This is a genomic window from Frankia sp. Cppng1_Ct_nod (genome assembly GCF_920656135.1).
Classification (GTDB): domain Bacteria; phylum Actinomycetota; class Actinomycetes; order Frankiales; family Frankiaceae; genus Protofrankia; species Protofrankia meridionalis.
Genome location: NZ_CAKKTK010000004.1, coordinates 90,355 through 112,127 on the forward strand (window position 1 = coordinate 90,355; position 21,773 = coordinate 112,127).

23 protein-coding genes are annotated in these 21,773 nt (G+C 68.3%); 18 read left to right on the forward strand and 5 right to left on the reverse strand.

Annotation, left to right across the window (positions count from 1 at the left end; all coding sequences use genetic code 11):
• Positions 1–12 precede the first annotated feature (12 nt).
• Positions 13–1,239 (reverse strand): ROK family transcriptional regulator, encoded by a 1,227-nt coding sequence (locus tag NBW77_RS02610; RefSeq protein WP_250279231.1) that lies wholly within the window; start codon positions 1,237–1,239, stop codon positions 13–15.
• A 151-nt stretch (positions 1,240–1,390) separates the two neighbouring features.
• On the opposite strand from NBW77_RS02610, the gene zwf reads away from it, so the two are divergent.
• The 3 genes from zwf to eda are packed head-to-tail and all read left to right on the forward strand — an operon-like array spanning position 1,391 to position 5,330.
• The gene (gene zwf / locus NBW77_RS02615; RefSeq protein WP_131748695.1) at positions 1,391–2,860 is read left to right on the forward strand and encodes a glucose-6-phosphate dehydrogenase; all 1,470 of its coding nucleotides are present in this window, start codon (positions 1,391–1,393) and stop codon (positions 2,858–2,860) included.
• Positions 2,857–4,689 (forward strand): phosphogluconate dehydratase, encoded by a 1,833-nt coding sequence (gene edd, locus NBW77_RS02620; protein ID WP_131748693.1) that lies wholly within the window; start codon positions 2,857–2,859, stop codon positions 4,687–4,689. Before zwf ends, edd begins: the two co-directional genes overlap by 4 nt.
• A 2-nt stretch (positions 4,690–4,691) precedes the next feature.
• A complete protein-coding gene (gene eda, locus NBW77_RS02625; RefSeq protein ID WP_131748691.1) occupies positions 4,692–5,330 on the forward strand; it encodes a bifunctional 4-hydroxy-2-oxoglutarate aldolase/2-dehydro-3-deoxy-phosphogluconate aldolase in 639 nt (212 codons plus the stop codon).
• Between the two features lie 107 nt (positions 5,331–5,437).
• Here eda and NBW77_RS02630 read toward each other — a convergent pair whose 3' ends face one another.
• Entirely contained in the window at positions 5,438–5,641 is a 204-nt protein-coding gene (locus NBW77_RS02630) for a hypothetical protein (RefSeq protein WP_250279232.1), read from the reverse strand.
• A 342-nt stretch (positions 5,642–5,983) separates the two neighbouring features.
• On the opposite strand from NBW77_RS02630, the gene NBW77_RS02635 reads away from it, so the two are divergent.
• The 6 genes from NBW77_RS02635 (at position 5,984) to NBW77_RS02660 (ending at position 9,577) form a co-directional block, all read left to right on the forward strand.
• Entirely contained in the window at positions 5,984–6,334 is a 351-nt protein-coding gene (locus NBW77_RS02635) for a ribbon-helix-helix domain-containing protein (RefSeq protein ID WP_131748689.1), read from the forward strand.
• 56 nt (positions 6,335–6,390) lie between these two features.
• Positions 6,391–6,741 carry a type II toxin-antitoxin system VapC family toxin gene (locus tag NBW77_RS02640; RefSeq protein WP_207387180.1) on the forward strand — a complete coding sequence of 117 codons (351 nt, stop codon included), beginning with the start codon at positions 6,391–6,393 and terminating at the stop codon, positions 6,739–6,741.
• Between the two features lie 106 nt (positions 6,742–6,847).
• On the forward strand, positions 6,848–7,996 hold the full coding sequence (gene mqnE, locus NBW77_RS02645) for an aminofutalosine synthase MqnE (RefSeq protein ID WP_131748687.1): 1,149 nt from the start codon (positions 6,848–6,850) through the stop codon (positions 7,994–7,996).
• A gap of 9 nt (positions 7,997–8,005) precedes the next feature.
• On the forward strand, positions 8,006–8,299 hold the full coding sequence (locus NBW77_RS02650) for a hypothetical protein (RefSeq protein ID WP_250279233.1): 294 nt from the start codon (positions 8,006–8,008) through the stop codon (positions 8,297–8,299).
• Between the two features lie 55 nt (positions 8,300–8,354).
• Positions 8,355–8,663 carry a hypothetical protein gene (locus NBW77_RS02655; RefSeq protein ID WP_131748826.1) on the forward strand — a complete coding sequence of 103 codons (309 nt, stop codon included), beginning with the start codon at positions 8,355–8,357 and terminating at the stop codon, positions 8,661–8,663.
• The gene (locus tag NBW77_RS02660) at positions 8,660–9,577 is read left to right on the forward strand and encodes a menaquinone biosynthetic enzyme MqnA/MqnD family protein (RefSeq protein ID WP_502799423.1); all 918 of its coding nucleotides are present in this window, start codon (positions 8,660–8,662) and stop codon (positions 9,575–9,577) included. Before NBW77_RS02655 ends, NBW77_RS02660 begins: the two co-directional genes overlap by 4 nt.
• A 65-nt stretch (positions 9,578–9,642) precedes the next feature.
• Here NBW77_RS02660 and NBW77_RS02665 read toward each other — a convergent pair whose 3' ends face one another.
• The gene (locus NBW77_RS02665; protein ID WP_131748685.1) at positions 9,643–10,638 is read right to left on the reverse strand and encodes a helix-turn-helix domain-containing protein; all 996 of its coding nucleotides are present in this window, start codon (positions 10,636–10,638) and stop codon (positions 9,643–9,645) included.
• A gap of 632 nt (positions 10,639–11,270) precedes the next feature.
• Between NBW77_RS02665 and NBW77_RS02670 the strand changes: the two genes are divergently transcribed.
• The 6 genes from NBW77_RS02670 (at position 11,271) to cobA (ending at position 16,164) form a co-directional block, all read left to right on the forward strand.
• On the forward strand, positions 11,271–11,702 hold the full coding sequence (locus NBW77_RS02670; protein WP_131748683.1) for a response regulator transcription factor: 432 nt from the start codon (positions 11,271–11,273) through the stop codon (positions 11,700–11,702).
• A gap of 119 nt (positions 11,703–11,821) precedes the next feature.
• On the forward strand, positions 11,822–12,016 hold the full coding sequence (locus NBW77_RS02675; protein WP_131748681.1) for a putative leader peptide: 195 nt from the start codon (positions 11,822–11,824) through the stop codon (positions 12,014–12,016).
• A gap of 55 nt (positions 12,017–12,071) precedes the next feature.
• Positions 12,072–13,826: a nitrite/sulfite reductase gene (locus tag NBW77_RS02680; protein WP_250279234.1), complete on the forward strand. Its 1,755-nt coding sequence runs from the start codon at positions 12,072–12,074 to the stop codon at positions 13,824–13,826.
• Positions 13,819–14,043 (forward strand): hypothetical protein, encoded by a 225-nt coding sequence (locus NBW77_RS02685; protein WP_131748679.1) that lies wholly within the window; start codon positions 13,819–13,821, stop codon positions 14,041–14,043. The genes NBW77_RS02680 and NBW77_RS02685 overlap by 8 nt, the downstream gene beginning before the upstream one ends.
• Positions 14,044–14,094: 51 nt before the next feature.
• Complete coding sequence (locus NBW77_RS02690; RefSeq protein WP_131748677.1) at positions 14,095–14,766, forward strand: phosphoadenylyl-sulfate reductase; 672 nt, start codon at positions 14,095–14,097, stop codon at positions 14,764–14,766.
• Positions 14,767–14,868: 102 nt separating this feature from the next.
• Positions 14,869–16,164, forward strand: coding sequence for a uroporphyrinogen-III C-methyltransferase (gene cobA / locus NBW77_RS02695; protein ID WP_131748821.1), 1,296 nt, complete (start codon positions 14,869–14,871; stop codon positions 16,162–16,164).
• Here the strand turns inward: cobA and NBW77_RS02700 are convergent.
• Entirely contained in the window at positions 16,142–16,597 is a 456-nt protein-coding gene (locus NBW77_RS02700) for a sirohydrochlorin chelatase (RefSeq protein WP_131748675.1), read from the reverse strand. The two genes, cobA and NBW77_RS02700, sit on opposite strands and share 23 nt — an antisense overlap.
• Before the next feature lie 63 nt (positions 16,598–16,660).
• Positions 16,661–17,689, reverse strand: coding sequence for an NAD(P)/FAD-dependent oxidoreductase (locus NBW77_RS02705; RefSeq protein WP_242606080.1), 1,029 nt, complete (start codon positions 17,687–17,689; stop codon positions 16,661–16,663).
• A 244-nt stretch (positions 17,690–17,933) separates the two neighbouring features.
• Here NBW77_RS02705 and NBW77_RS02710 point away from each other — a divergent pair, with 244 nt between their 5' ends.
• The 3 genes from NBW77_RS02710 (at position 17,934) to NBW77_RS02720 (ending at position 21,764) form a co-directional block, all read left to right on the forward strand.
• Positions 17,934–19,781: a serine/threonine-protein kinase gene (locus NBW77_RS02710; RefSeq protein WP_502799424.1), complete on the forward strand. Its 1,848-nt coding sequence runs from the start codon at positions 17,934–17,936 to the stop codon at positions 19,779–19,781.
• A 91-nt stretch (positions 19,782–19,872) separates the two neighbouring features.
• Positions 19,873–21,087, forward strand: a complete 1,215-nt coding sequence (mqnC, locus tag NBW77_RS02715; protein ID WP_131748673.1) for a cyclic dehypoxanthinyl futalosine synthase — start codon at positions 19,873–19,875, stop codon at positions 21,085–21,087.
• 128 nt (positions 21,088–21,215) lie between these two features.
• The gene (locus NBW77_RS02720; protein ID WP_207387178.1) at positions 21,216–21,764 is read left to right on the forward strand and encodes a GNAT family N-acetyltransferase; all 549 of its coding nucleotides are present in this window, start codon (positions 21,216–21,218) and stop codon (positions 21,762–21,764) included.
• The last annotated feature ends 9 nt before the right edge of the window (positions 21,765–21,773 follow it).

Below are 21,773 nucleotides of genomic sequence, written 5' to 3' on the forward strand. Positions count from 1 at the left end.
CGGCAGGACCGGTCAGTCGGTGAGCTGATCAGGTCGATCGACCTCGGTAGGAGCTGCGGCCAGCGCAGCGTCGATGGACCGAGGTGAGAGGACCTCTTCGAGAACCATGAAGGCACAGCCGATGATGCCCGCTCGCTCGTCGAGCACGCTCGGCAGGATCTGCAGATAGCGCGTCGCAAGGGTGGTGGACCGTTGGTACAGCACTTCACGCAGCCCGGCCACCAGTGGGTCGTACACGTGCGCCAGGTCACCGCCGATCACCACGAAGGCGGGATTGAGCAGATTCACGGCTGCGGCGAGCACCTCGCCGATGCGGCGCCCCGCTTCGCGGACCAGCCGCAGCGCTTCGTGGTCGCCTGCGCGCACGAACTCGACGACGCCACGTACGCCGTCGACCGCGTGACCGGATTCAGACAGCCGTCTGGCAAGGGCCCACCCACTGGCGACCGCTTCGAGACAGTCTACGTTGCCGCATCGGCAGACCGCGCCACCGCCGTCGTAGACACGGATGTGCCCGATTTCGCCTGCTGCGCCGAGCGCGCCACGTTGCAGCCGCCCGCCGCTCATGATGCCTGCGCCGATGCCGGTCGAGGCCTTGACGAATAGCAGATCGCCGACAGGCGGCACATGCTGGGTGTCGTACTGCGTCCGGTACTCGCCGAGCGTCATCACGTTGACGTCGTTGTCGACGAGCACGGGCACCGCGAAGTGGTTGGTGAAATACGGCGGGATCGCGACCCCGTCCCATCCGGGCAGGACCAGTGGGCTGACCATGCGCCCGGTCTCGACGTCCACCGACCCGGGAACGCTGACGCCGATGCCTCGTACGGTGTCGCGAGCGTGGGCGGACCCGGCAAGCAGCTGGTCAAGGCGGCCAGCGACTTCGGGCAGCACCGCATCGGGCCCCTCGCGGCCGTCCGTCTCGAGGACGTCTTCCGCCAGGATCTTTCCCGTCAGATCGCAGACGGCGAGTTGTGTTCGGCTCGCACCCACGGAGGCGGCGAGCACGACCCCTCCCGACGCGTAGAACTCCAGCCGCGAGGGTGGCCTGCCGCCGGTGGAGGGACCATCGGTGCGCTCCACGACAAGCCCCTGTTCGAGAAGCTGGCTCACCCGCAACGCGACCGCGGTGCGAGACATGCCGGTGAGGCTCGCGATGTCGGCCCGGGTGGTGGCCTCTCCGCCGCGGATAAGACGAAAGACCTCCCCGGCTGGAGCGAGGGCGTGTCGTCTCACCATGAATCAGCAGCCAAGCACTGTCGCTTCGACACTTCAAAGACTATACATGGTATAGTTTTTAACTTAAAAGACATAAGGTATTCATTCGTGGTACATAAGTCATGTCTAGTGTGATGCTCGTCACGGCAAGCCCACTTCGAAGGGAGAGTCCATGGCGCACCTCGCGCCGGTCGCACCCTGCGACGTAGTTGTCTTCGGTGGCACCGGGGATCTTGCGATGCGCAAGCTGTTGCCTGCGCTCTACCACCGTGACTGCGACATGGCGATCACACCCGACTCGCGTGTGATCGCTGTGTCGCGGGCCGGCCTCGACGATTCCGGATACCGCGACAAGGTCGACTCCGAGCTGCGTCGATTCGTCCCGGAGGCGGCAGGCGAGGTGAACGCCCGCGCTCGGTTCCTCCGGCGCCTGCACCACATCACGGTCGACGTCGAGGAGCACGGCACCTGGGATGGTCTGCGGGCGTTGTTGGCGGACGAGCAGGAGCGGGTGCGGGTCTTCTACCTGGCCTGTGCCCCACAGCTGTTCGGGCCGATCTGTGTCGGTCTGCGGGACAACGGGCTGGTCACCGCACACTCCCGGGTCGTGCTTGAGAAACCGATCGGACATGATCTTGATTCTGCGTGTCGGATCAACGACGAGGTCGGGGCGGTGTTCGCCGAGGAGCAGATCTTCCGGATTGACCACTACCTCGGCAAGGAGACTGTGCAGAACCTGCTCGTGCTCCGCTTCGCCAACTCGCTACTCGAGCCGTTGTGGAACTCCGGCTCGATCGACCATGTACAGATCACGGTTGCCGAGGCGATCGGTGTCGGTGGACGCGGCGGTTACTACGACAGCTCCGGCGCGCTGCGCGACATGGTGCAGAACCATCTGCTACAGCTGCTGTGTCTGGTGGCGATGGAACCGCCCACCCGGCTGGACCGCGAGGCGGTCCGCGACGAGAAACTGAAGGTCCTCAAGGCATTGCGACCGGTGACAAGTGGTGACGTGGGGCGATGTGTCGTTCGGGGACAGTACACGGCGGGCCTCGTCGAGGGGGCTCCGGTGCCTTCCTACCGGGACGAGGTGGACGGGGCCGCGAGTACCACCGAGACGTTTGCGGCGCTGAAGGTCGAGGTGGCGAACTGGCGCTGGTCCGGCGTGCCCTTCTACCTTCGCACAGGCAAGCGGCTGGACCGTCACGCATCGGAGATCGTGGTGCAGTTCCGGCCGGTACCGCATTCGATCTTCCCTGGGATCGAGGACACCATCACTCCCAACCGTCTCGTGCTGCGCCTGCAACCCGACGAGGGCGTACGCCTGCACCTGATGGCGAAGGAGCCGGGCCCGGGCGGTGTGCGGCTGCGTCCGGTGCACCTCAATCTCAGTTTCGCCGAGACCTTCAAGGCCCGACTGCCCGATGCCTACGAACGGCTGCTCATGGACGTCGTCCGGGGCAACCCGACGTTGTTCATGCGACGCGACGAGGTCGAAGCCGCATGGACCTGGGTGGAGCCCATCCTGGCAGCATCAGCCGAGCCCCCCAGGCGTTACGCCGCCGGAACCGCCGGACCGGCCGCGGCCATTGCGTTGATCGAGCGCGACGGCCGCACCTGGCACGAGGAGGTAACCGCGTGAGTACGCCCACAGTCCTGCACCCTGTTGTGGCTGAGGTGACCGAGCGGATCGCGGCACGCAGCGCGGCATCCCGCGAGGCCTACCTCTCCCGGATCCGCGCCGCGGCCCAGGTGGGCCCGGCGCGCGACAGTCTCGGGTGCTCCAACCTCGCGCACGGTTTCGCCGCCTGCGCCCCGGCCGACAAGCTCGAACTGCGCGGTGCGGCCAAGCCCGGCATCGCCATCGTGTCGGCGTACAACGACATGCTCTCCGCGCATCAACCGCTGGAAACCTTCCCGGCGCTGCTCAAACAGGCGGTGAGTGAGGCCGGCGGTGTCGCGCAGTTCGCGGGCGGCGTGCCCGCGATGTGCGACGGCATCACCCAGGGCCGTGCGGGCATGCAACTGTCGCTGTTCAGCCGTGATGTGGTGGCGCTGGCCACCGCGATCGCGCTGGCCCACGACATGTTCGACGGCGCGCTGCTGCTCGGTGTGTGCGACAAGATCGTTCCTGGGTTGGTTATCGGTGCGCTGTCCTTCGGTCACCTGCCCGTCGTGCTCGTCCCCGCCGGGCCGATGACCTCCGGGCTGCCCAACACGGACAAGAGCCGCGTCCGTCAGCTGTACGCCGAGGGCAAGGCCGGCAGGGAGGAGCTCCTCGAGGTCGAAGCCGCGTCCTACCACGGCCCGGGTACGTGCACGTTTTATGGCACGGCCAACACCAACCAGCTGCTCATGGAGGTCATGGGCCTGCACCTGCCGGGTGCGAGCTTCGTCAACCCCGGCACGCCGCTGCGCGAGGCACTCACCGTCGCAGCCGGGCACCGGGTGACCGGGCTGACCGCTCTCGGCGATGCATACACACCGATCGGCGAGGTCATCGACGAGCGTGTGATCGTTAACGCCGTGGTGGGTCTGCTTGCCACCGGCGGATCCACGAACCACACCATGCACCTGGTCGCCATCGCCGCCGCCGCGGGGATAAAGCTGACCTGGGATGACTTCGCCGCCCTGTCGGCCGTGGCGCCGCTGCTCGCCCGGATCTACCCGAACGGCTCCGCCGATGTGAACCACTTCCATGCCGCCGGAGGCATCGCTTTCCTCATCGGTGAGCTGCTCGACGCCGGTCTGCTGCACGGCGACGTCCGCACCGTCGCCGGCCACGGCCTCGACCGCTACCGGCAGGAACCGATGTTGGCCGACGGCGGACTCGTTTGGCGGGCCGGGCCGGCCAAGAGCCTCGACACGGACGTGCTCCGCGCGACGACCGACCCGTTCGCACCCGATGGTGGACTGCGCATGCTCACCGGTTCCCTCGGCCGGGCGGTGATGAAGACGTCCGCGATACGGCCCGAGCACCTCCTCGTCGAGGCGCCGGTGAGGGTCTTCGACGACCAGGCTGGCTTCCTCGATGCGTTCAGTGCCGGAGAGCTCGATCATGATCTCATCATCGTCGTCCGTTACCAGGGCCCACGGGCCAACGGCATGCCCGAGCTTCACAAGCTCATCCCGGCCCTCGGCGTGCTACAGGACCGCGGCCACCGCGTCGCGCTCGTCACTGACGGCAGGATGTCCGGCGCCTCCGGCAAGGTCCCGGCCGCGATCCACCTCACGCCGGAGGCGGCGACGGGCGGGCCGCTCGCCCGCGTACATGACGGCGACGTCATCCGGCTGGACGCCGCGACCGGCTCGCTCGACGTGCTCGACATCAACCTTGATCACCGTGTGCCGACGGGTGGGCCGCCCGGCGAGGACGCCTGGGTGGGAACCGGGCGTGAACTGTTCGCCGCTTTCCGCAACACCGTCGGCCCGGCCGACCACGGGGCCAGCATGCTGGCTGTGACAGTGTGACCATGACCTCACCGCTGTCGTCGTTGTTCGAAGTCGCACCGGTCGTACCCGTCGTCGTTCTGCACGACGTCCAGGCCGCAGTGCCGCTCGCTCGCGCCCTCGTCGCAGGGGGTCTGCCCGTCATCGAGGTGACGTTGCGAACTGACGTGGCGTTGCGGTCGATCGAGCGGATCGCTGCGGAAGTGCCCGAGGCTCTTGTCGGTGCGGGCACGGTCGTCACGACGGATCAGGTGAAGCAGTGTGTCGATGCCGGGGCGCACTTCCTGGTCAGCCCCGGTTGTACCGATCGTCTACTCGCCGCGATGGACGGTTGCGGCCTGCCGTATCTGCCCGGTGTTGCCACCGTTTCCGAAATGCTTACGGTGCTCGACCGCGGGCGGACCGAGATGAAGTTCTTCCCTGCGGAGGCCGCGGGCGGGATGGCATACCTCAAGGCGGTCGCGGGACCGCTACCACAAGCGCGGTTCTGCCCTACCGGCGGCATCACCGTCGCCACGGCAGGGGACTACCTGGCCCTGCCCAACGTTGGCTGCGTCGGCGGATCCTGGTTGACCCCCGCCGACGCGGTCGCGGCAGGCAACTGGGCCCGGATTGTGCGTCTTGCCCGCGAGGCCGCCTCGCTGCGGGCCCCGATTCGGTAGTTCGTGGGTGACACTCTAATTCAACATCAGTAAGGCCGGTCGCTCTTACGACCTGGTTCACGATTGAGGTCGGGACGTGTCGGCCTGGCGGGCCGACCAATGGATGATCAGTAGGTGGTCTGTCGGGCGAGGACGAGGTCGGTACTTGCCCGGCGTCGGGTTGACCGGCGGGCCGCCCGGTCGGAGACCAGGCCCGCGATAGCGGCGTGTGTCTCGGGGTAGTACTCGCGGCGGCCGAGATAGCGCTGCAACGGCCGCCACTGTTTCTGCTCGGCGATGCCTTCGCTGCGCATCGCGGTCTGGTCGTGCATCCGTCCGGGCCGATCCGCCCCGGACCACAGCAGCCGGCCCTGCCCGTCGCTGATACTGGTCGTCTTCGCGGTTCTGTCCGGTCTTGTGATCGCGGGTGTGCTGACCTACCCGCTGGGCCGGATGCAGCGCCGGGCCGCGGACCGGGCCGCCGGCAGGTCACCGGAACGCCCGTCCGGTCGGCCGGAGTAGGCCGTGGCCGGAACAGACCATGGCCGGAGCGGGCCTCCGTCCACGGCATGCGACCTTGTTGTGATTTCGTCTGTTACGGCATAGGTTGTCCGGTTGTGGTCCGCCGGCTTCCGGACCCGATCAGGAACCACCTGGCATGTCACACTCGATGCATGACCGCACCTGCTGTTCCCCGCCGCTCCGGCGCCCTCCGCCGGTCCGGACAGGCTCCTGGCGACGCTGAGGGCCGGGACGTCGAAGGCCGTGATACAGAGGGCACCGACCCCGGGGGCCATGCCGTCCGCGTCACCGTCACCCTCCCGCCCGACCTCGCCGCGGAAGTCCGTGAACGTGCCGGTGACCGTGGCGTGAGCCGTTTCGTTGTAGAGGCACTACGACGACGGATCCAGCAGGAGAATCTCCGTTTTCTCGTGGCGGACCTGGCGGAGGCCAGCGGTGGTCCGTTCACTCCGGAGGAGCTCGCGGATGCAGACTCGCTATGGCCGGACGAAAACAACCGGTAATCGCGCCTTAGGCAAGGCGTGGCGGAACTGTTGTCCTCGACAGCCAGGGCCTGAGCTTGGCGGCGGGTGCGGACCGGCGGGTCGGGTACATCCTCGCCGGAGCGTCACGTCGGAATGCGGGCGTCGTGGTCAGCGCCGTCACGCTGACAGAGGTACTCCGCGGCAACCGCCGCGATACGAGCGTGCACCGTGTTCTCGCCAGGGTCCAGGTCGAATCCGTCACGCCGGAGATCGGGCGGCTCGCCGGAGAGCTGCTCGGCTCGCTGGGTATGAACAACACGGTGGACTCGCTGGTCGCGTTGACGGCGCTGCGCGCGCAGCCGCCGGTACTGGTCCTGACCAGTGATCCCGATGACCTCGGTGGATTGCTGGGAGAACGGCCCGACATCCGGGTCGTGCGGGTGTGACGCCATTCGGGCGCGAAGCCGTGTCCCGCGCAGGGGGACGGCGTCTGTGGTGCCGGATGCCACGTGACCGTGGGGCGCGCGACCATCCGGGACTACCCTCATCTTCATGGACGCCGGCCTCAAGCGTGAGATCGAAACGAAGGTTCACGGCGGCGAGCGGCTCGACCGCGCCGACGGCGAGGCCCTCTACGCCAGTGACGAGCTCGCCTGGCTGGGGGAGCTGGCCCACTCCGTCCGCGTCCGCAAGAACGGCGACGCGACGTACTTCAACGTCAACCGGCATCTGAACCTCACCAATGTGTGCGCGGCATCCTGCGCGTACTGCTCGTTCCAGCGCAAGCCCGGCGAGTCCGACGCGTACACGATGCGCATCGAGGAGGCCGTGCGCCTGGCCAGGGCGATGGAGCCCGCCGGGATCACCGAACTGCACATCGTCAACGGCCTGCACCCGACACTGCCGTGGCGTTACTACCCGCGTTCGCTGCGGGAGCTGTCGAAGGCGTTGCCGGGAGTGGCGCTGAAGGCGTTCACCGCCACCGAGATCCACTGGTTCGAGAAGATCAGCGGCCTGCCGGCGGACGAGATCCTGGACGAGCTGATCGACGCCGGGCTGGAGTCGTTGACCGGAGGCGGCGCGGAGATCTTCGACTGGGACGTCCGCCAGCACATCGTGGGCCACGAAACCCACTGGGAGGACTGGTCGCGCATTCACCGGATCGCCCACTCCAAGGGCCTGCGGACGCCGTGCACGATGCTCTACGGTCACATCGAGCAGCCGCGGCACCGGGTCGACCACGTGCTTCGCCTGCGTGAACTGCAGGATGAGACCGGCGGTTTCGTGGTGTTCATCCCGCTGCGCTTCCAGCACGACGCAGCGGGTGACCCGCGTAACCGGCTCATGAACCAGCCGATGGCGACCGGTGCCGAGGCGCTGAAGACGTTCGCGGTGTCCCGGCTGTTGTTCGACAACATCGATCACGTCAAGTGCTTCTGGGTGATGCACGGTCTGACCACCGCGCAGCTCGCGCTGAACTTCGGCGCGGACGACCTGGACGGTTCCGTCGTCGAGTACAAGATCACCCATGACGCGGACGGCTTCGGCACACCGGACACGATGACCCGCGAGGACCTGCTCGCGGTGATCCGGGATGCTGGTTTCCGGCCGGTGGAGCGGGACACGCGCTACCGCGTGATCCGCGAGTTCGACGGCCCCGACCCCGCCCGTCGGGATCTCCCGCAGTCGATCAGCGCCTAGGTCCTGCGCATGGAGACCAACCGACCGGAGCACCGACCCGCACAGACGCCAGGGGGGCAGGCCGCACCCGGGCGACCCGTCCGCCCACCGGGATCCGCCGGGATCGGCTCGATCTTCACGTTGGCGTTCCTGATGATCCTCGTGCCGGGCGTGGCCGCGTACGCGCTGCTGCGGCTCGCCGGTCTGGCGATCGGCCCGGCCGGACTACTCGGGCTTGCGGTGATGTTCATCTGCCTCGGTCTGTATCCGGCGTTGCTGCAACGCCTCGGTTGGGTACGTCGCCGGGCCCGCCGTCCGCGATGACGAGGCTCTGAACCAGTCCGTGCATGTCCGCAAACCAGGGAAGCCGGAGGACGCTATGGATCTTCGCAAGCGCGTACCTGACAGCCGGGCCGGCCAGGATCTTCGAACTGCACCAACGCCTACGGGCTCCTCGGGGGTACGGCCGTCGGGACGGGGCCTGCTCGCCATCAACGCCCGCTATTTCGCGTTGCGGTTTGTGGTCTTCTTGGTGACGCTGATCGCGGTACTGGCACTCGGGGTGCACGAATGGCTGGCGTTCGCCCTGGCGGTGGTTCTCAGCGGGCTCGTGAGTTATCCGTTGGCGCTTCGCCAGCGCCGAGCGGTGCTGGGCGCCCTCCAACAACGACGTGGCTGGCTGCGTTGACCGACGATGAGTTGACCATCCCGGTGCCGACGCAGGCCTTGACGTCGGGGTCGGGGTCGGGGTCGGGGTCGGTGCGGGTGCGCCCGCGGGTCGGCCACATCCAGTTCCTCAACTGCCTCCCGCTCTACTGGGGCCTGGTGCACTCCGGCGCTGTGCTCGACGTCGAGCTGACCAAGAACACACCCGACCGGCTCAACGAAGCCCTGGCTGCGGGCGACCTCGACATCGGGCCGATCAGTCTGGTCGAGTACCTGCGGCATGCGGACGACCTCGTGGCCCTGCCGAACCTCGCGGTCGGTTCGGACGGTCCCGTGCTGTCGGTGGTTCTCGTGAGCGCCGTGCCGTTGGAGCGGATCCGATCGGTGGCGTTGGGTTCCACCTCGCGGACGAGCGTCCTGCTGGCACAGATGCTGCTGGAAGAGCAGCTGGGGCTCGACCCGAGCTACACGACCATGCCGCCGGATCTTCCCGGGATGCTGCGGGAGGCTGACGCCGCCGTACTGATCGGCGATGTCGCGCTGCGGGCCACCTACGATGCCGAGCGGGCCGGGGATTCGCATCCACTGCGCGTGGTCGATCTGGGTGCGGCCTGGCGGGCCTGGTCGGGGTTGCCGATGGTGTTCGCGATCTGGGCGGCCCGCCGTGACTTCGCCCAGGCGCATCCAGGGGTGGTCAAGGACGTTCACGATGCTTTCCGCGCCAGTCTCGACCTCGCGCTACGCCAGGTGGACGCGGTCGCTCGGCATGCGGCGCGCTGGGAGGTGTTCGACGCCGCGACGCTGATGCGCTACTTCACGGCTCTGGACTTCTCACTGGGAGATCGCCAGATAGAGGGACTGATGACCTTCGCGCGGCGGGCGGCGGCCCGCGGAGCGGTTCCGCCTCGCGGCGGCGTGGTTTTCGCCGACGTTTAGAGCATCGGGCTGGTCGCCGGCGGGCCTCGGCCGTGTTCAGTTCGGCAGGGGCCCGCCGGGTCGCCTCACACGGGTGGTCGAAACGTCCGGGACGGGCCTGCTGGCGGGTGCGTGCGTTCGGCGGTTGCGGTCGCGAAGCGGGCGACCCGATCTTTGACGATGGCGACGAGGATCGGTGGCGTCGACAGGCCGCCTGGAGCAACCAGCAGTTCGTCCGGCGTCGGCGCCGACGGGCTCGTCATGGGCGGTTGTGCCGAATCGCCGGCATTCTCGAGAGAGATGGTGTTACCGGATGTGGCAGTCTCGGACGTGGCCGTCATTGTCTGGCTGGTTTCCGTGGTGGTCCCGTCCAACCGGGGGTATGCGCGGTCCTTTTCAACATTGCGGACAGCCGCCTCGATAAGGCTGTTCACCGCGAGCGTCCAGGCTCGTAGCCCCTCGTGGCCGGTCAGTTCGGTGAAAACGGCAGCTTCCAGGCAACAGGTGCTCGCCTTTTGGAACTCGTTGTCGTCGAGTAGGGCTACCGCCTGCAGAGCCGCGAGATGGCCGGCAAGCATGAAAAGGCGGAGCTGCTGATGGGGAAGCATCCGGGTGTCCAGAAGAACGTCGGCGAGGTGCTGCTGGTCCTGTACCCGGGTGGTGATGCCGGCGGGGGTCAGATGTTCGACTGACTCGATCAGCTCGGCCACGCCCCGGTCGAGGAAGTCCAGCTTCCGGTCGTAGAGTTCACGATCGAGAAGATCATGTATCCTGCGGCGGGATTCGACCTCCGGGTCGGGCCGGCGGCGTAGTCGTTCGGAGCGGGCTTCGGCCGCGGCATGGCGCAGCCGCACCAGAGCGCCACCGGCCGCCAGAGCGGCGTCCACGGCCTTCAGGACCGGCAGTGCCGGGATGCCACGGCTACGGTGTTCCAACTGACTGATGTACCGTCGGCTGTAGCCGGTGATCTCTGCGAGATCCTCATGGGACAGTTCACGTTCTTCACGTCTGCGACGGATCTCCAACGGCAGAAAATCCTCCGCGGTGGCCGTGCCGTCATGGCCTCGGCTCCGTTGCCGCATCTGCGCCTGCTTCCTTTCGGGAACACCGGGCAGCGTGGGCGGTCGCCGGGCGTCTCTCGATCGGTGTCACGATGCCGGCCGTCCGCGTTGCCTGTGTCGGGGTGGTCTCAGGCAAATTGCATTACCGCATGTAACTATGTTACTTCATGCCGCGCCCAAAATGACCAGAGGACAAAAGTCCCCTACGTCGAGGTTGATCTCGACTACCTTCCGTGTTCAGTGTGCGCTCTCGGTTATTGGCAACACGCCTGTGCCGGGTCGCTGCCGTCCGAGGTCGAGGTGACCCGGCGGTTGCGGGGCGGGTGTCGTGCCGGCGGCATCCCGACGATGGCCCGTTGCGGTGACCAGGCCCGCCCGAAGTTGCCGGCGGTTGCCCACAGGGTTACGCCGGCCACATCAACAACAATCCACAAACAATCGGTCCACATCGCTTAGGTCGAACTTGGGTCTCCGGTGCCACGAAAAGAACCATGATCGTGCCATCTTTGGCGGGTGTCGGAGTTGCCGGCAGATTTCGGTGACATCCTGGATACGCGTGCGGTCGGCATCGGGGGATTAGACGGGGGCTAGCTCTGGAAACCACCCCTAATGACGATGGGCGGGTGGTGCCTGCGTGGCGTAGAACGTCGGATATGGACGGGAAGCCACAGGCGCAGGCCGCCGTCCGGGTCGTTGTGGCTGACGATGCGGACGGTGTGCGTGATCTCGTCTGCCTTCTGTTGGACATGGAGCCGGACTTCGTGGTCGTCGGCCAGGCCCGGGACGGCGCCGAGGCGGTCGAGATCGTGTCACGTACCGTTCCCGACCTGGTTCTGCTTGACGTGGCCATGCCCGTCCTGGACGGACTCGCGGCCCTGCCCGCGGTACGTCGGGCCGCGCCCGGCGCGCGGGTTGTCATCTTCACCGGTTTCTCCGAGCAGGCCCTCGGCGAGCAGGCGTCGGCGCTCGGCGCACACGCCCTGATCGAGAAGGGCCTTGCCACGGACGGTCTGGTCGACCGCCTTCGAGATGTGTGCGGACGCGCCCCGGCCCGGACCGCGGCGGGCGGGTCCACTCGACGCTGAATGTCCGGGATTTTCGATTAAAATAGTGGGGTATTGTCGATTCCCGACTCTGGGTAGTCCTGCGCTGATTCTCGGTATGAACGCCCACTCGAGGGTGCTCGATGTGCGAACATGGGAACGTGACTGTGCGCCCGGAGTTCGGCCTGACCGGTTCAGGCAGGGCGGGCTTCAGCCCTCGACGCACCGGTTCCCAACACATCGGCCATGAAGGCTTTGGCCGGGTGAACGTCGGTCTGGTGGACCTCTGTCTGGTCGCGCGTCTGCACATCGACCTGCTCAGGGTCGCGAGCGCGGGCTGTCCACGCCACCCCTGACCATCCCGCGCGCCACCCATCTGGGCGTACCCCGCCCCGGCTGCGAGAGATCTTGATGACAATCCCTGCGCGTTCCCGTTCCGCACGCCCGTCCCGGCCCAAGGGGCAGGGGCAGTGGGCACTCGGGCATCTTGAGCCCCTCAACCCCAACGAGCGGATGAAGAAGGACCAGGACGGCCTGGCCGTCCGAGACCGGATCCTCAACCGCTATCCGTACACCGGGTTCGCCGGGATCGACCCGCAGGATCTGCGCGGCCGATTCCGCTGGTGGGGGCTCTACACCCAGCGCAGGGAGGGGATCGACGGCGGAAAGACGGCCGTCCTCGAGCCCGAGGAGCTCGACGCGCCCTTCTTCATGCAGCGCATCCGCCTCGACGGCGGACGGATGACCAGCGATCAGCTTCGCGTCATCGCGGGGATCTCCACCCGGTACGGACGGGACGTCGCGGACGTCACCGACCGGCAGAACATCCAGCTCCACTGGATCCGCATCGAGGACGTCCCGGCGATCTGGGGCGCGCTCGAGGGCGCCGGGCTGACAACGGCCGAATCATGCGGTGACACCCCGAGAGTCATCCTCGGGTGCCCGCTGGCCGGTGTCGACGGGGACGAGGTAATCGACGCGACCCCGGCGATCGAGGAGACCGTCCGGCTCTACCTGGGCGACACGTCCCTCAGTAACCTGCCGCGCAAGTTCAAGAGCGCGATCTCCGGCTGCGCCGACCACTGCACGCTGCATGAGATCAACGACATCGCGTTCGTCGGTGTCGTCCACCCCGAACTGGGCGCCGGTTACGACCTGTGGGTCGGCGGCGGCCTGTCGACGAACCCCAAGCTCGGGGTCCGGCTCGGCGCCTTCGTGACCCCCGACCGGGTCGCCGAGGTCTGGCATGGGGTGGCGAGCCTGTTCCGGGACCACGGCTACCGGCGGATGCGCACCCGGGCCCGGCTGAAGTTCCTGGTCGCGGACATGGGACCCGAGTGGGTCCGGGCCACCCTGGAGAAGGAGTACCTGACCGCGCCGCTGCCCGACGGCCCGCCGCCGGCACCGCCTCGCAACGAGGGGCGCGACCACATCGGTGTCCACCAGCAGACCGACGGGCGCCTCGCGGTCGGCTTCGCCCCCCGCGCCGGCAGGCTCACCGGCACCACACTCACCGCGGTCGCGGACCTCGCGGACCGCTTCGGCCAGGGCCGCGTCCGGGCGACGACCACACAGAAGCTGGTCATCCTCGACGTCGACCCGGCCGGGATCGACGAACTGGAGGCGGAGCTCGGCGTGCTCGACCTGGTCGTCCGGCCGAGCGTCTTCCGGCGCGGGACCATGGCCTGCACCGGTATCGAGTTCTGCAAGCTCGCGATCGTCGAGACCAAGGCGAAGGCCGGGTCCCTGATCGACGAGCTTGAGCGACGCCTGCCCGACTTCGACGAGCCGATCGGCATCCACGTCAACGGATGCCCCAACGCCTGCGCACGCTTCCAGGTCGCCGACATCGGGCTCAAGGGTTCCCTGGTCCCGGACGCCTCCGGGGAGCTGGTCGAAGGCTTCCAGATCCACCTTGGTGGTCATCTCGGCACCCGGTCGCGGCTGGGCCGCAAGTCCCGCGGGTTGAAGGTCACCTCGGCCGGGGTCGTCGACTATGTCGACGGGTTGCTACGCGCCTATTCGGATGGTCGGGGCGAGGGTGAGTCCTTCGCGGACTGGGTGGAGCGGGTCGACGAATCGGTGCTCGCGGCACCGGCACCCGGTCCTGATCCGTCGGGAGCCGCCGGTTCCGGTGCCAACGGTTCCGGAGCCTGCGATGGCTAGCGCGCATTCCGTTCCCTTCTACTGCCCGTACTGCGGCGAGGAGGATCTCGTCCCCTACCTGCCACCGGCACAGGAGGCATCCGGCGGTTCCGGCCATGGCCAGTGGTCGTGCCGAAGCTGCCGGCGGGCCTTCCGGCTGAGCCTGACCGCCATCGCGGTCGCGGCCGAGCCGGCCGGGACACACGGTACATCCGGTACATCCGGTTTCGAGCAATAACACGACGGTCACCAACCCCGTGGTCACCGCAGCGACGGAGGAGAAGGACTGATGGATGCCGCGTTGAAGTCCCGTGCCCTGCAAGCCGGTGACGAGCTGGAAGGCGCGCCGGCCCAGGAGATCCTTACCTGGGCGGTGGAGGAGTTCGGCCCGAAGCTCGCGGTTGCGGCATCCATGGCCGAAGCCGTGCTCGTCGACATGCTCGCCCGGATCCGTTCGGACGTCCCGGTGGTGTTCATCGACACCGGCTATCACTTCGCCGAGACGGTCGGCACCCGGGACGCGGTCATGCACCGTTACGACCTACCGTTGATCAGTGCTGGTGCGCAGCTCACCGTGGTCGGCCAGGACGCCGTGTACGGGCCGAACCTGTTCGAGCGGGACCCGGACCTGTGCTGCCGGATGCGCAAGGTCGTGCCACTGGACCGGGCGCTGGCGCCATACCGGGCATGGGCTGCGGGTTCCCGACGGGCCGAGACCGCCGGGCGTAAGAACCTCCCGGTCGTGGGGTGGGACGAACGGCGCGGCAAGGTGAAGATCCATCCTTTGGCGGCCTGGACGGATGAGGACGTCACCCGCTACGTCGGGGAGCACGACGTCATCGTCAACCCGTTGCTGTCGGACGGCTACGACTCGGTCGGCTGCTGGCCGTGCACCCGGCGTGGCGAGGGCCGCGCGGGCCGTTGGGCCGGCTCCACCAAGACCGAATGCGGCATCCACTGACCCCGGCGTTCCCGGCCCCTGCCGTGTCCCCATCCGATGACGACGAGCTGCCACGGACAGCGCGAAGGCCGGGTCCCGTCGTCCGGCGGTAGCGTCGCGGGGATGAACGAGGTCCGCGGCGGCGGTGGCGACGGTGCGGCAGACGGGTCGGACCCGGGCGGACCGGTGCGGGCTCCGGGGGAGGTCTGGCTGGTCGGGGCAGGGCCGGGGGATCCGGGGTTGCTGACCATCCGTGGCCGGGAACTTCTGGGCAGGGCCGACGTCGTCGTCACCGACCGCCTGGTGTCCGCTGAGGTCCTTGCGTTCGTCCGGCCCGGCGCTGAGATCATTTACAGTGGCAAGAGCGCCGGCGCGCTGACCCGGACCCAGGAGGACCTCAACGCACTGCTGGTCGATCGCGCGCTTGCTGGTCACCTTGTCGTCCGGCTCAAGGGCGGGGACCCGTTCGTCCTCGGACGCGGCGGCGAGGAGGCGGAGGCGTGCCGGCTCGCGGGGGTGGCGTGCACGGTCGTCCCGGGTGTCACCTCGGCGTTCGCCGCTCCCGCCTATGCCGGTATCCCGGTCACCCACCGTGGCATCGCGCAGGATGTGGCGGTCGTGTCCGGCCATCTGCCGCCCGGGCATCTGGAGTCCACCGTCGACTGGGCGGCGCTGGGCGCGTCCCGGATGACGGTTGTCGTACTGATGGGCATTGCGCGGCTCGCCGAGATCGCGGCCGCGCTCCTCGAAGGAGGACGGTCACCGGACACACCGGTCGCGGTGATTGAACGGGCGACCACGCCGGCACAGCGGATCGTGCGGGCCACCCTCGACGCGGTCGCGGTCGACGCGATCGCGCTCGGCGTGCGGTCACCCGCGGTGGTGGTGATCGGCGACGTCGCGGCCCGTTGCGACGCGGTGCCGCAGATCGGTCCGCCGGTGGGTCCGCCGGTGGGTCCGGACGAACGCGGATCGGCCGGTGACGGGCCGACGCCGACCGCCGGCAGTGTCACCGACCGGCCCCTGGCAGGCCTGCGGGTGCTGGTCCCGCGTACGAGACCGCGTCCCGGCCTGCTCGCCGCGCGGCTGCGCGCCCTCGGCGCGGATGCCGTGGAGACGGTGGTGTCGCGTCCCGGCCCGGTGGCCGACGTCGAGGCGGAGCCCGACCCGCGGATCGTCGAGGAGCTGCGGCACGGCGACCTGCATGCGGTCGCGTTCGCGTCGTCCACCGCGGCCCGTGCGACAGCGGCACTGTACGGTCCCCTACCGGCCGGGATCTTGGTGGCCGTCGTGGGCGGACGCACCGCCGCGGCCTGCCAGCGGGCGGACATCCGGGTGGACGCCGTGGCAAGCGAGCCCGGAATCTACCCGTTGGCTGCCGCGGTCATCGCCGCCGTCACCGCGGCCCGTTCGCGGTGACGGGCGTATCGGCGGTGACAGCGATGTCGGCCCGGTGATCACCCGCCAGGGTGTCGTCGATGCGGGCGGTGACGGCGGTCAGTACCCCCGGGTGTAGCCCGAGTGGTGCGGTCAGTCGCCAACGGGTGTCGGGGAACCGCGCCTGCGCTCTCGTGAGGGCAGCCGGAATGTCGTGCGTGGTGTGGCTGCCCTCGAACAGGAAGAAGGGGTGGGCGAGGATCTCGGTGCAGCCTGCGGCGGTCAGGATCCCGTAGCCGGCGACGATGTCGGGCTGGGCCAGTTCCAGAAACGCCGGCTCCACCGCGTCCCAGCGGGCCTGCCCGTCTCCTTGCCCGGCACGGTCGGGCCGGGCAAGGAGACGGGCGACCTCACGGACGGTCGCGTTCGCGTCGTCCCGTCGTGAGCCGTGTCCGATCACCAGTAGACCCCGCATGCCCCCAGTCTGCGCCAGGGCATGCCCTGGCAGTCCGGTCAGGTGGTGGTGGTGTGGTCGGGTTCAAGCGGGGATGGGGCCGTCGTCGGAGCTGTGGCCGGGGAAGACCTTGGCGGACGGGTCGATGACGGGGGCGGCGTTGTTCACGGCGGTGGCGACCTCGCCGAAGCCGGTTGCGATCAGGCGGACCTTGCCGGGGTATTCGGTGATGTCACCGGCGGCGAAGATCCGTTCAACGCCGGTCGCCATGGTCGAGTCGACCACGATGTGGCGTTTGTCGATCGTCAGGTTCCAGCGGGTCAGGGGGCCGAGGTCCGCGGTGAAGCCGAGTGCGGCGACGATCGCCTGAGCCGGACGGACCTGGCGCTCACCGGACTTACTGTGCGCGAGTTCCACCTTCTCGACCCGCTCGTCGCCGTGGATGGCGCTGACCTCGGTGAATGTCAACACCTCGACCCGGGAGGACTGCACCTTCTCGACGGTGTGGGCATGGGCGCGGAATTTGTCCCGCCGGTGCACCAGCGTCACCGAGCGGGCCAGTGGTTCCAGGGCGAGCGCCCAGTCGAAGGCGCTGTCACCGCCGCCGACGATGATGACGTCGGCGTCGGTGTGGACGTCGAGTTTCGGGACGAAGTACACCAGGCCACGGCCCAGATGATCGCCGCCGATGGGCAGCGGGCGGGGGGTGAACGTCCCGAGTCCGCCGGTGATGAGCACGGCCTTGGCCCGGACCCGGGTTCCCTGTGCGCTGGTGACCACGACGGCGTCGGTTTCGTGGGTCAGTTCGGCGGCCTGCTGGCCGAGCAGGTAGTTCGGGGAGAACGCCCCGGCCTGCGTGACGAGCGCGCTGACCAGATCACGGCCGCGGACGGCGGGGAACCCGGCCACGTCGTAGATTATTTTTTCTGGGTACATGGCGGTGACCTGGCCGCCTGCTTCGGGGAGTGAGTCCATCAGTGTTACGGACATTCCACGAAACCCGGCGTAGTAGGCGCCGAAGAGCCCGGCCGGCCCGGCACCGATGATCAGTATGTCGGTGGTGAGGTCGGCCGGGGCCACGCTGTCGGGACCGGCGGTGGTCGGTGCGTCCACGCGCAACTCCTGTGTGCCACGTGGCCCGGTCGGACCGGATGCGGATGGGTCGGTCGGCACCACTGGGGGGAACTCCTGCCCCATCCTGGCGCACCGGGGATCCACCCGCCGCAACTTGCATGACGAGTCCAGCGCGGCATGCCCGGAAGGCATTCGCGCGCAGGCATCATGACCCGCGGAATGACCCACGAAATGTCCCACGGACGGCAGTCACGCCGGGGACACCGCAGGCGACAGCACGGGTGTGGCGGTTACCGTCGATGCGGTCGCCTGTAACCGCGACGTGGCCGGATCGGCACCGGCGGACGCGGCCGCATCCTCGCTGGAGCGGCTGTGGTTGCTGGATGGGCAGCGGGCGGAAGGGGCAGGGAGGGCAAGGGAGGGCATGGAGGGCATGGCGAACATGGCCACACGCGTGGGACCTGGGCAGGCAGGGGACGGTCCGCGAGGCGTCATACCGCTACAGCACGACGATCCCACCGCGATCGGCCGGTACCGCCTCACCGGCCGGCTCGGGTCCGGTGGCATGGGAGTGGTCTACCTCGGTCTGGATCCCGCCCGCCGTCCCGTGGCGGTCAAGGTGATCCGTGCGGATCTGGCAGCCGATCCGGAGTTTCGGGCCCGCTTCGCCGACGAGGTCTCGGCGGCCCGCCGCGTCGCTCCGTTCTGCACCGCACAGGTTCTCGACGCCGATCCTGACGCCCGCCTTCCCTACCTGGTGACCGAGTACATCGACGGAGCGCGTCTGGACGAGATCGTCACCAGCCGCGGGCCGTTGCCGCTTTCGATGTTGCAGGGAGTCGCGGTCGGGGTGGCCTCGGCACTGACCGCCATCCACGGTGCCGGAATCGTGCACCGCGACCTGAAACCGAGCAACGTCCTGCTGTCCTACTCGGGTCCGCGGGTCATCGACTTCGGAATTGCCAGGGCACTGGACGCGGTGGTCGGGCGTACCCGCTCCGGTCTGGTACTGGGATCGGCAGGCTGGATGGCGCCCGAACAGATGGAGGGCGCGCCGGTGGGTCCGGCTGCCGACGTCTTCGCCTGGGGTCTGCTGATCGCCTACTCGGGGGTCGGTCGTCATCCCTTCGGTGATGGCCCGCCGCTCGAGGTGGCCCAGCGGATGGTCATCGATCGTCCGTCCCTGGATGGTGTACCAGTGGACATGCGTCCGCTGGTCGAGGCAGCGCTGGTGCGGGACCCGCGTGCCCGCCCGTCCGCCGAACGTCTCGTCCTGTCGCTGCTCGGTGACCGTGGTGGAGGACCCCGGCACGACACCCGCGCGGTTGTCACCGAGGTCCTGGACGGCACCTGGCCGAAGCGGCGGCGTTCCGGGGGTGCCGTGGGGGCGGCTGTTCCCGGCGCGGTTGCCGGCTATGCCGCCGGCCAGGATCTGCGTGGACAGCCGTCGCGCGGTCAGGGTTTTGCGCGGACCACCGTGGACCCGCACGAGCGGCCCGCGCCGACCCGGTTCGGCCCGCCCACCATGGCGCCCGCCGCGCGAGATGGCCGTACGAGGCCGGCGGTGCCGGACGGGACCAGCCGGCGGTATGAGCCCGGCCGCCGTTACGACGAGGACAGACGCTCCGGCGATGGCTACAACAGTAAAGATTTCAACAGATCGGTTGACTGGGGTGATGTCGAGCGTGGGGACGATGCGTATCGCGGTGGCGGTCCGGTTCGTCCCGCTCCCCGGGCTGGTCCCGCCGCCGACTCCGTCCGCGCGGACGAACGCCGTCCGGGCGACCGTCGCCTGGACGGCGTTCGTCTGGACGACCGGGGGCGGGCCGGGAGCTGGGGGGCTGCCGGGCCGCCGCGTGCCTGGGGGGAGGAAGACCGGGCCCGACCTGTCGCGCCACGCCGTCGCCGGCGGCGAATGCGGATACCGGGGAAGCGTCTGATCATCCTGGTTGTTCTGATCATGCTGGTGATGTCCGGGATCGAACGGGCCGGGCGGATCTGGGACGAGCAGCGTGGTCACCTGCAGGAACAGGTCTGGACCCATATCCAGGACGGTTTCCAGCACGAGGTGGTCGACAGGGTGCGCAAGGCCGTCGACAACGTGCGCTCGGGTTCAGGCCCGTCCGGGTAGGCGACGGGTGGGCCCGCCGTACCATCGCAGGGTGACCCTTGTGGATGCCGGCAGTAGTTTTGCGTCAGATCCTTCGGACCGGTCGACTACGGTGAGTGATTCGGAGATCTCGTCCGTGCTCGCGCGCGCCGCGGACGGTGGGCGGATCAGCGCCGAGGAGGCGCTGCTGCTGTATACAAGGGCACCTCTGCATGCTCTTGGCAATGCCGCGGACGCCGTCCGTCGCGGCCGTTTTCCGGACAACATCGCGACGTACATCATCGATCGGAACATCAACTACACGAACGTCTGCGTGACCGCCTGCCGGTTCTGCGCCTTCTACCGCGCGCCCGGGCACAAGGAGGGGTGGGTCCGAGACGTCGATGACATCGTTGCCAGGTGCGGCGAGGCCGTCGAGCTGGGCGCCACCCAGATCATGCTTCAGGGCGGTCACCATCCTGACTTCGGCATCGAGTGGTATGAGGGCACCTTTGCGGCGATCAAGCGCGCGTACCCACGGCTTACCCTCCATTCGCTCGGCGCCAGCGAGGTCGTTCACATCGCCAGGACGTCCGGCCTGAGCCATGAGGATGTGATCGTCCGACTCCGCGACGCGGGGCTCGACAGCTTTGCCGGGGCGGGGGCGGAGATTCTCACCGAGCGGCCCCGGCATGCCATCGCCCCGCTCAAGGAGCCCGGGCATGTGTGGTTGTCGGTCATGCAGACCGCCCACGGCCTCGGTCTTGAATCCACCGCCACGTTCATGATGGGTACCGGCGAGACCAATGCCGAGCGCATCGAACACCTGCGGATGATCCGTGACGTCCAGGACCGTACCGGCGGTTTCCGGTCCTTCATCCCGTGGACGTACCAGCCGGAGAACAACCACCTGCGCGGGCGTACGCAGGCGTCCACGATCGAGTACCTGCGGCTGGTGGCGGTGGCTCGGCTGTTCTTCGACAATGTCGCGCACCTGCAGGGTTCGTGGCTGACGACGGGCAAGGAGGTCGGCCAGCTGACCCTGCACATGGGCGCGGACGACCTGGGCTCGGTCATGCTCGAGGAGAACGTCGTGTCCTCGGCCGGTGCTCGGCACCGCACCAACCGGACCGAGCTCATCGGTCTGATCCGCGCGGCCGACCGCGTCCCGGCGCAGCGTGACACCCTCTACCGGCATCTGGTCGTACACAGCGACCCGGCGGAGGACCCGGTGGACGACCGGGTGGCCTCCCACTTCTCCTCGACCGCCCTGCAATCCCCGCCGGTCGTGCAATCCCCGCCGGCCGGGCCGCCGCCCACCATGCTGCCTATCGTCCCCACCCGGTGACGCTGTTCAACAGCGGGAAGGCTATAGGTGGAGAGGAGCACCGGAGTCGTCTCCGGTCTGTCCGGAGTCTTCCTTCACCATTCTTCCCTGATTCGCAGAGGCTGCTGATGTTTGTGATGCGTCTGGCTATGGCTGCCGATGTTCCTTTGGTTGCGGCGATGATCCGTGCTCGTTGCGGATGGTTGGAAGAGCGTGGTTTGCCGAGTTGGCGGGCCAGTGTGGACGATGTGGCGGCGCAGGCGGAGAACACCGATGGCACGATGTGGGTGCTGGAGGATGGCGGCCGGATCGTGGGTTGTACGACGGTGCAGGATCAGACGCCTCCGTGGGGGTGGACGCCGGAGGAACTGGCTGAGCCCGCGTACTACCTGTACACGTCGGTGACCGATCCAGCGTTCCAGCGGTTCAAGCTTGGGACGTTGATGGCCTGGTGGGCGGTGGATCGGGCGGCGCGTGAGGACAGGAGTTGGGTGCGACGTGGCTGCATGTTCCCCGGACTGGTGCGTTATTACGAACGCCAGGGGTTCACGCTGTATCACGAGGTGCGGCGCACCAGGAACAGGGTGTTTCTGATGGGGCGTCGCGCCGAGCGGATCGCCGGGCTGGAGCGGATGTTCGCCGTGCCTGGGGATTTTTCCGCTGTGACGTCGGCGGCGCTATTGCGGCGCGGGCTGTGACGTCGGATT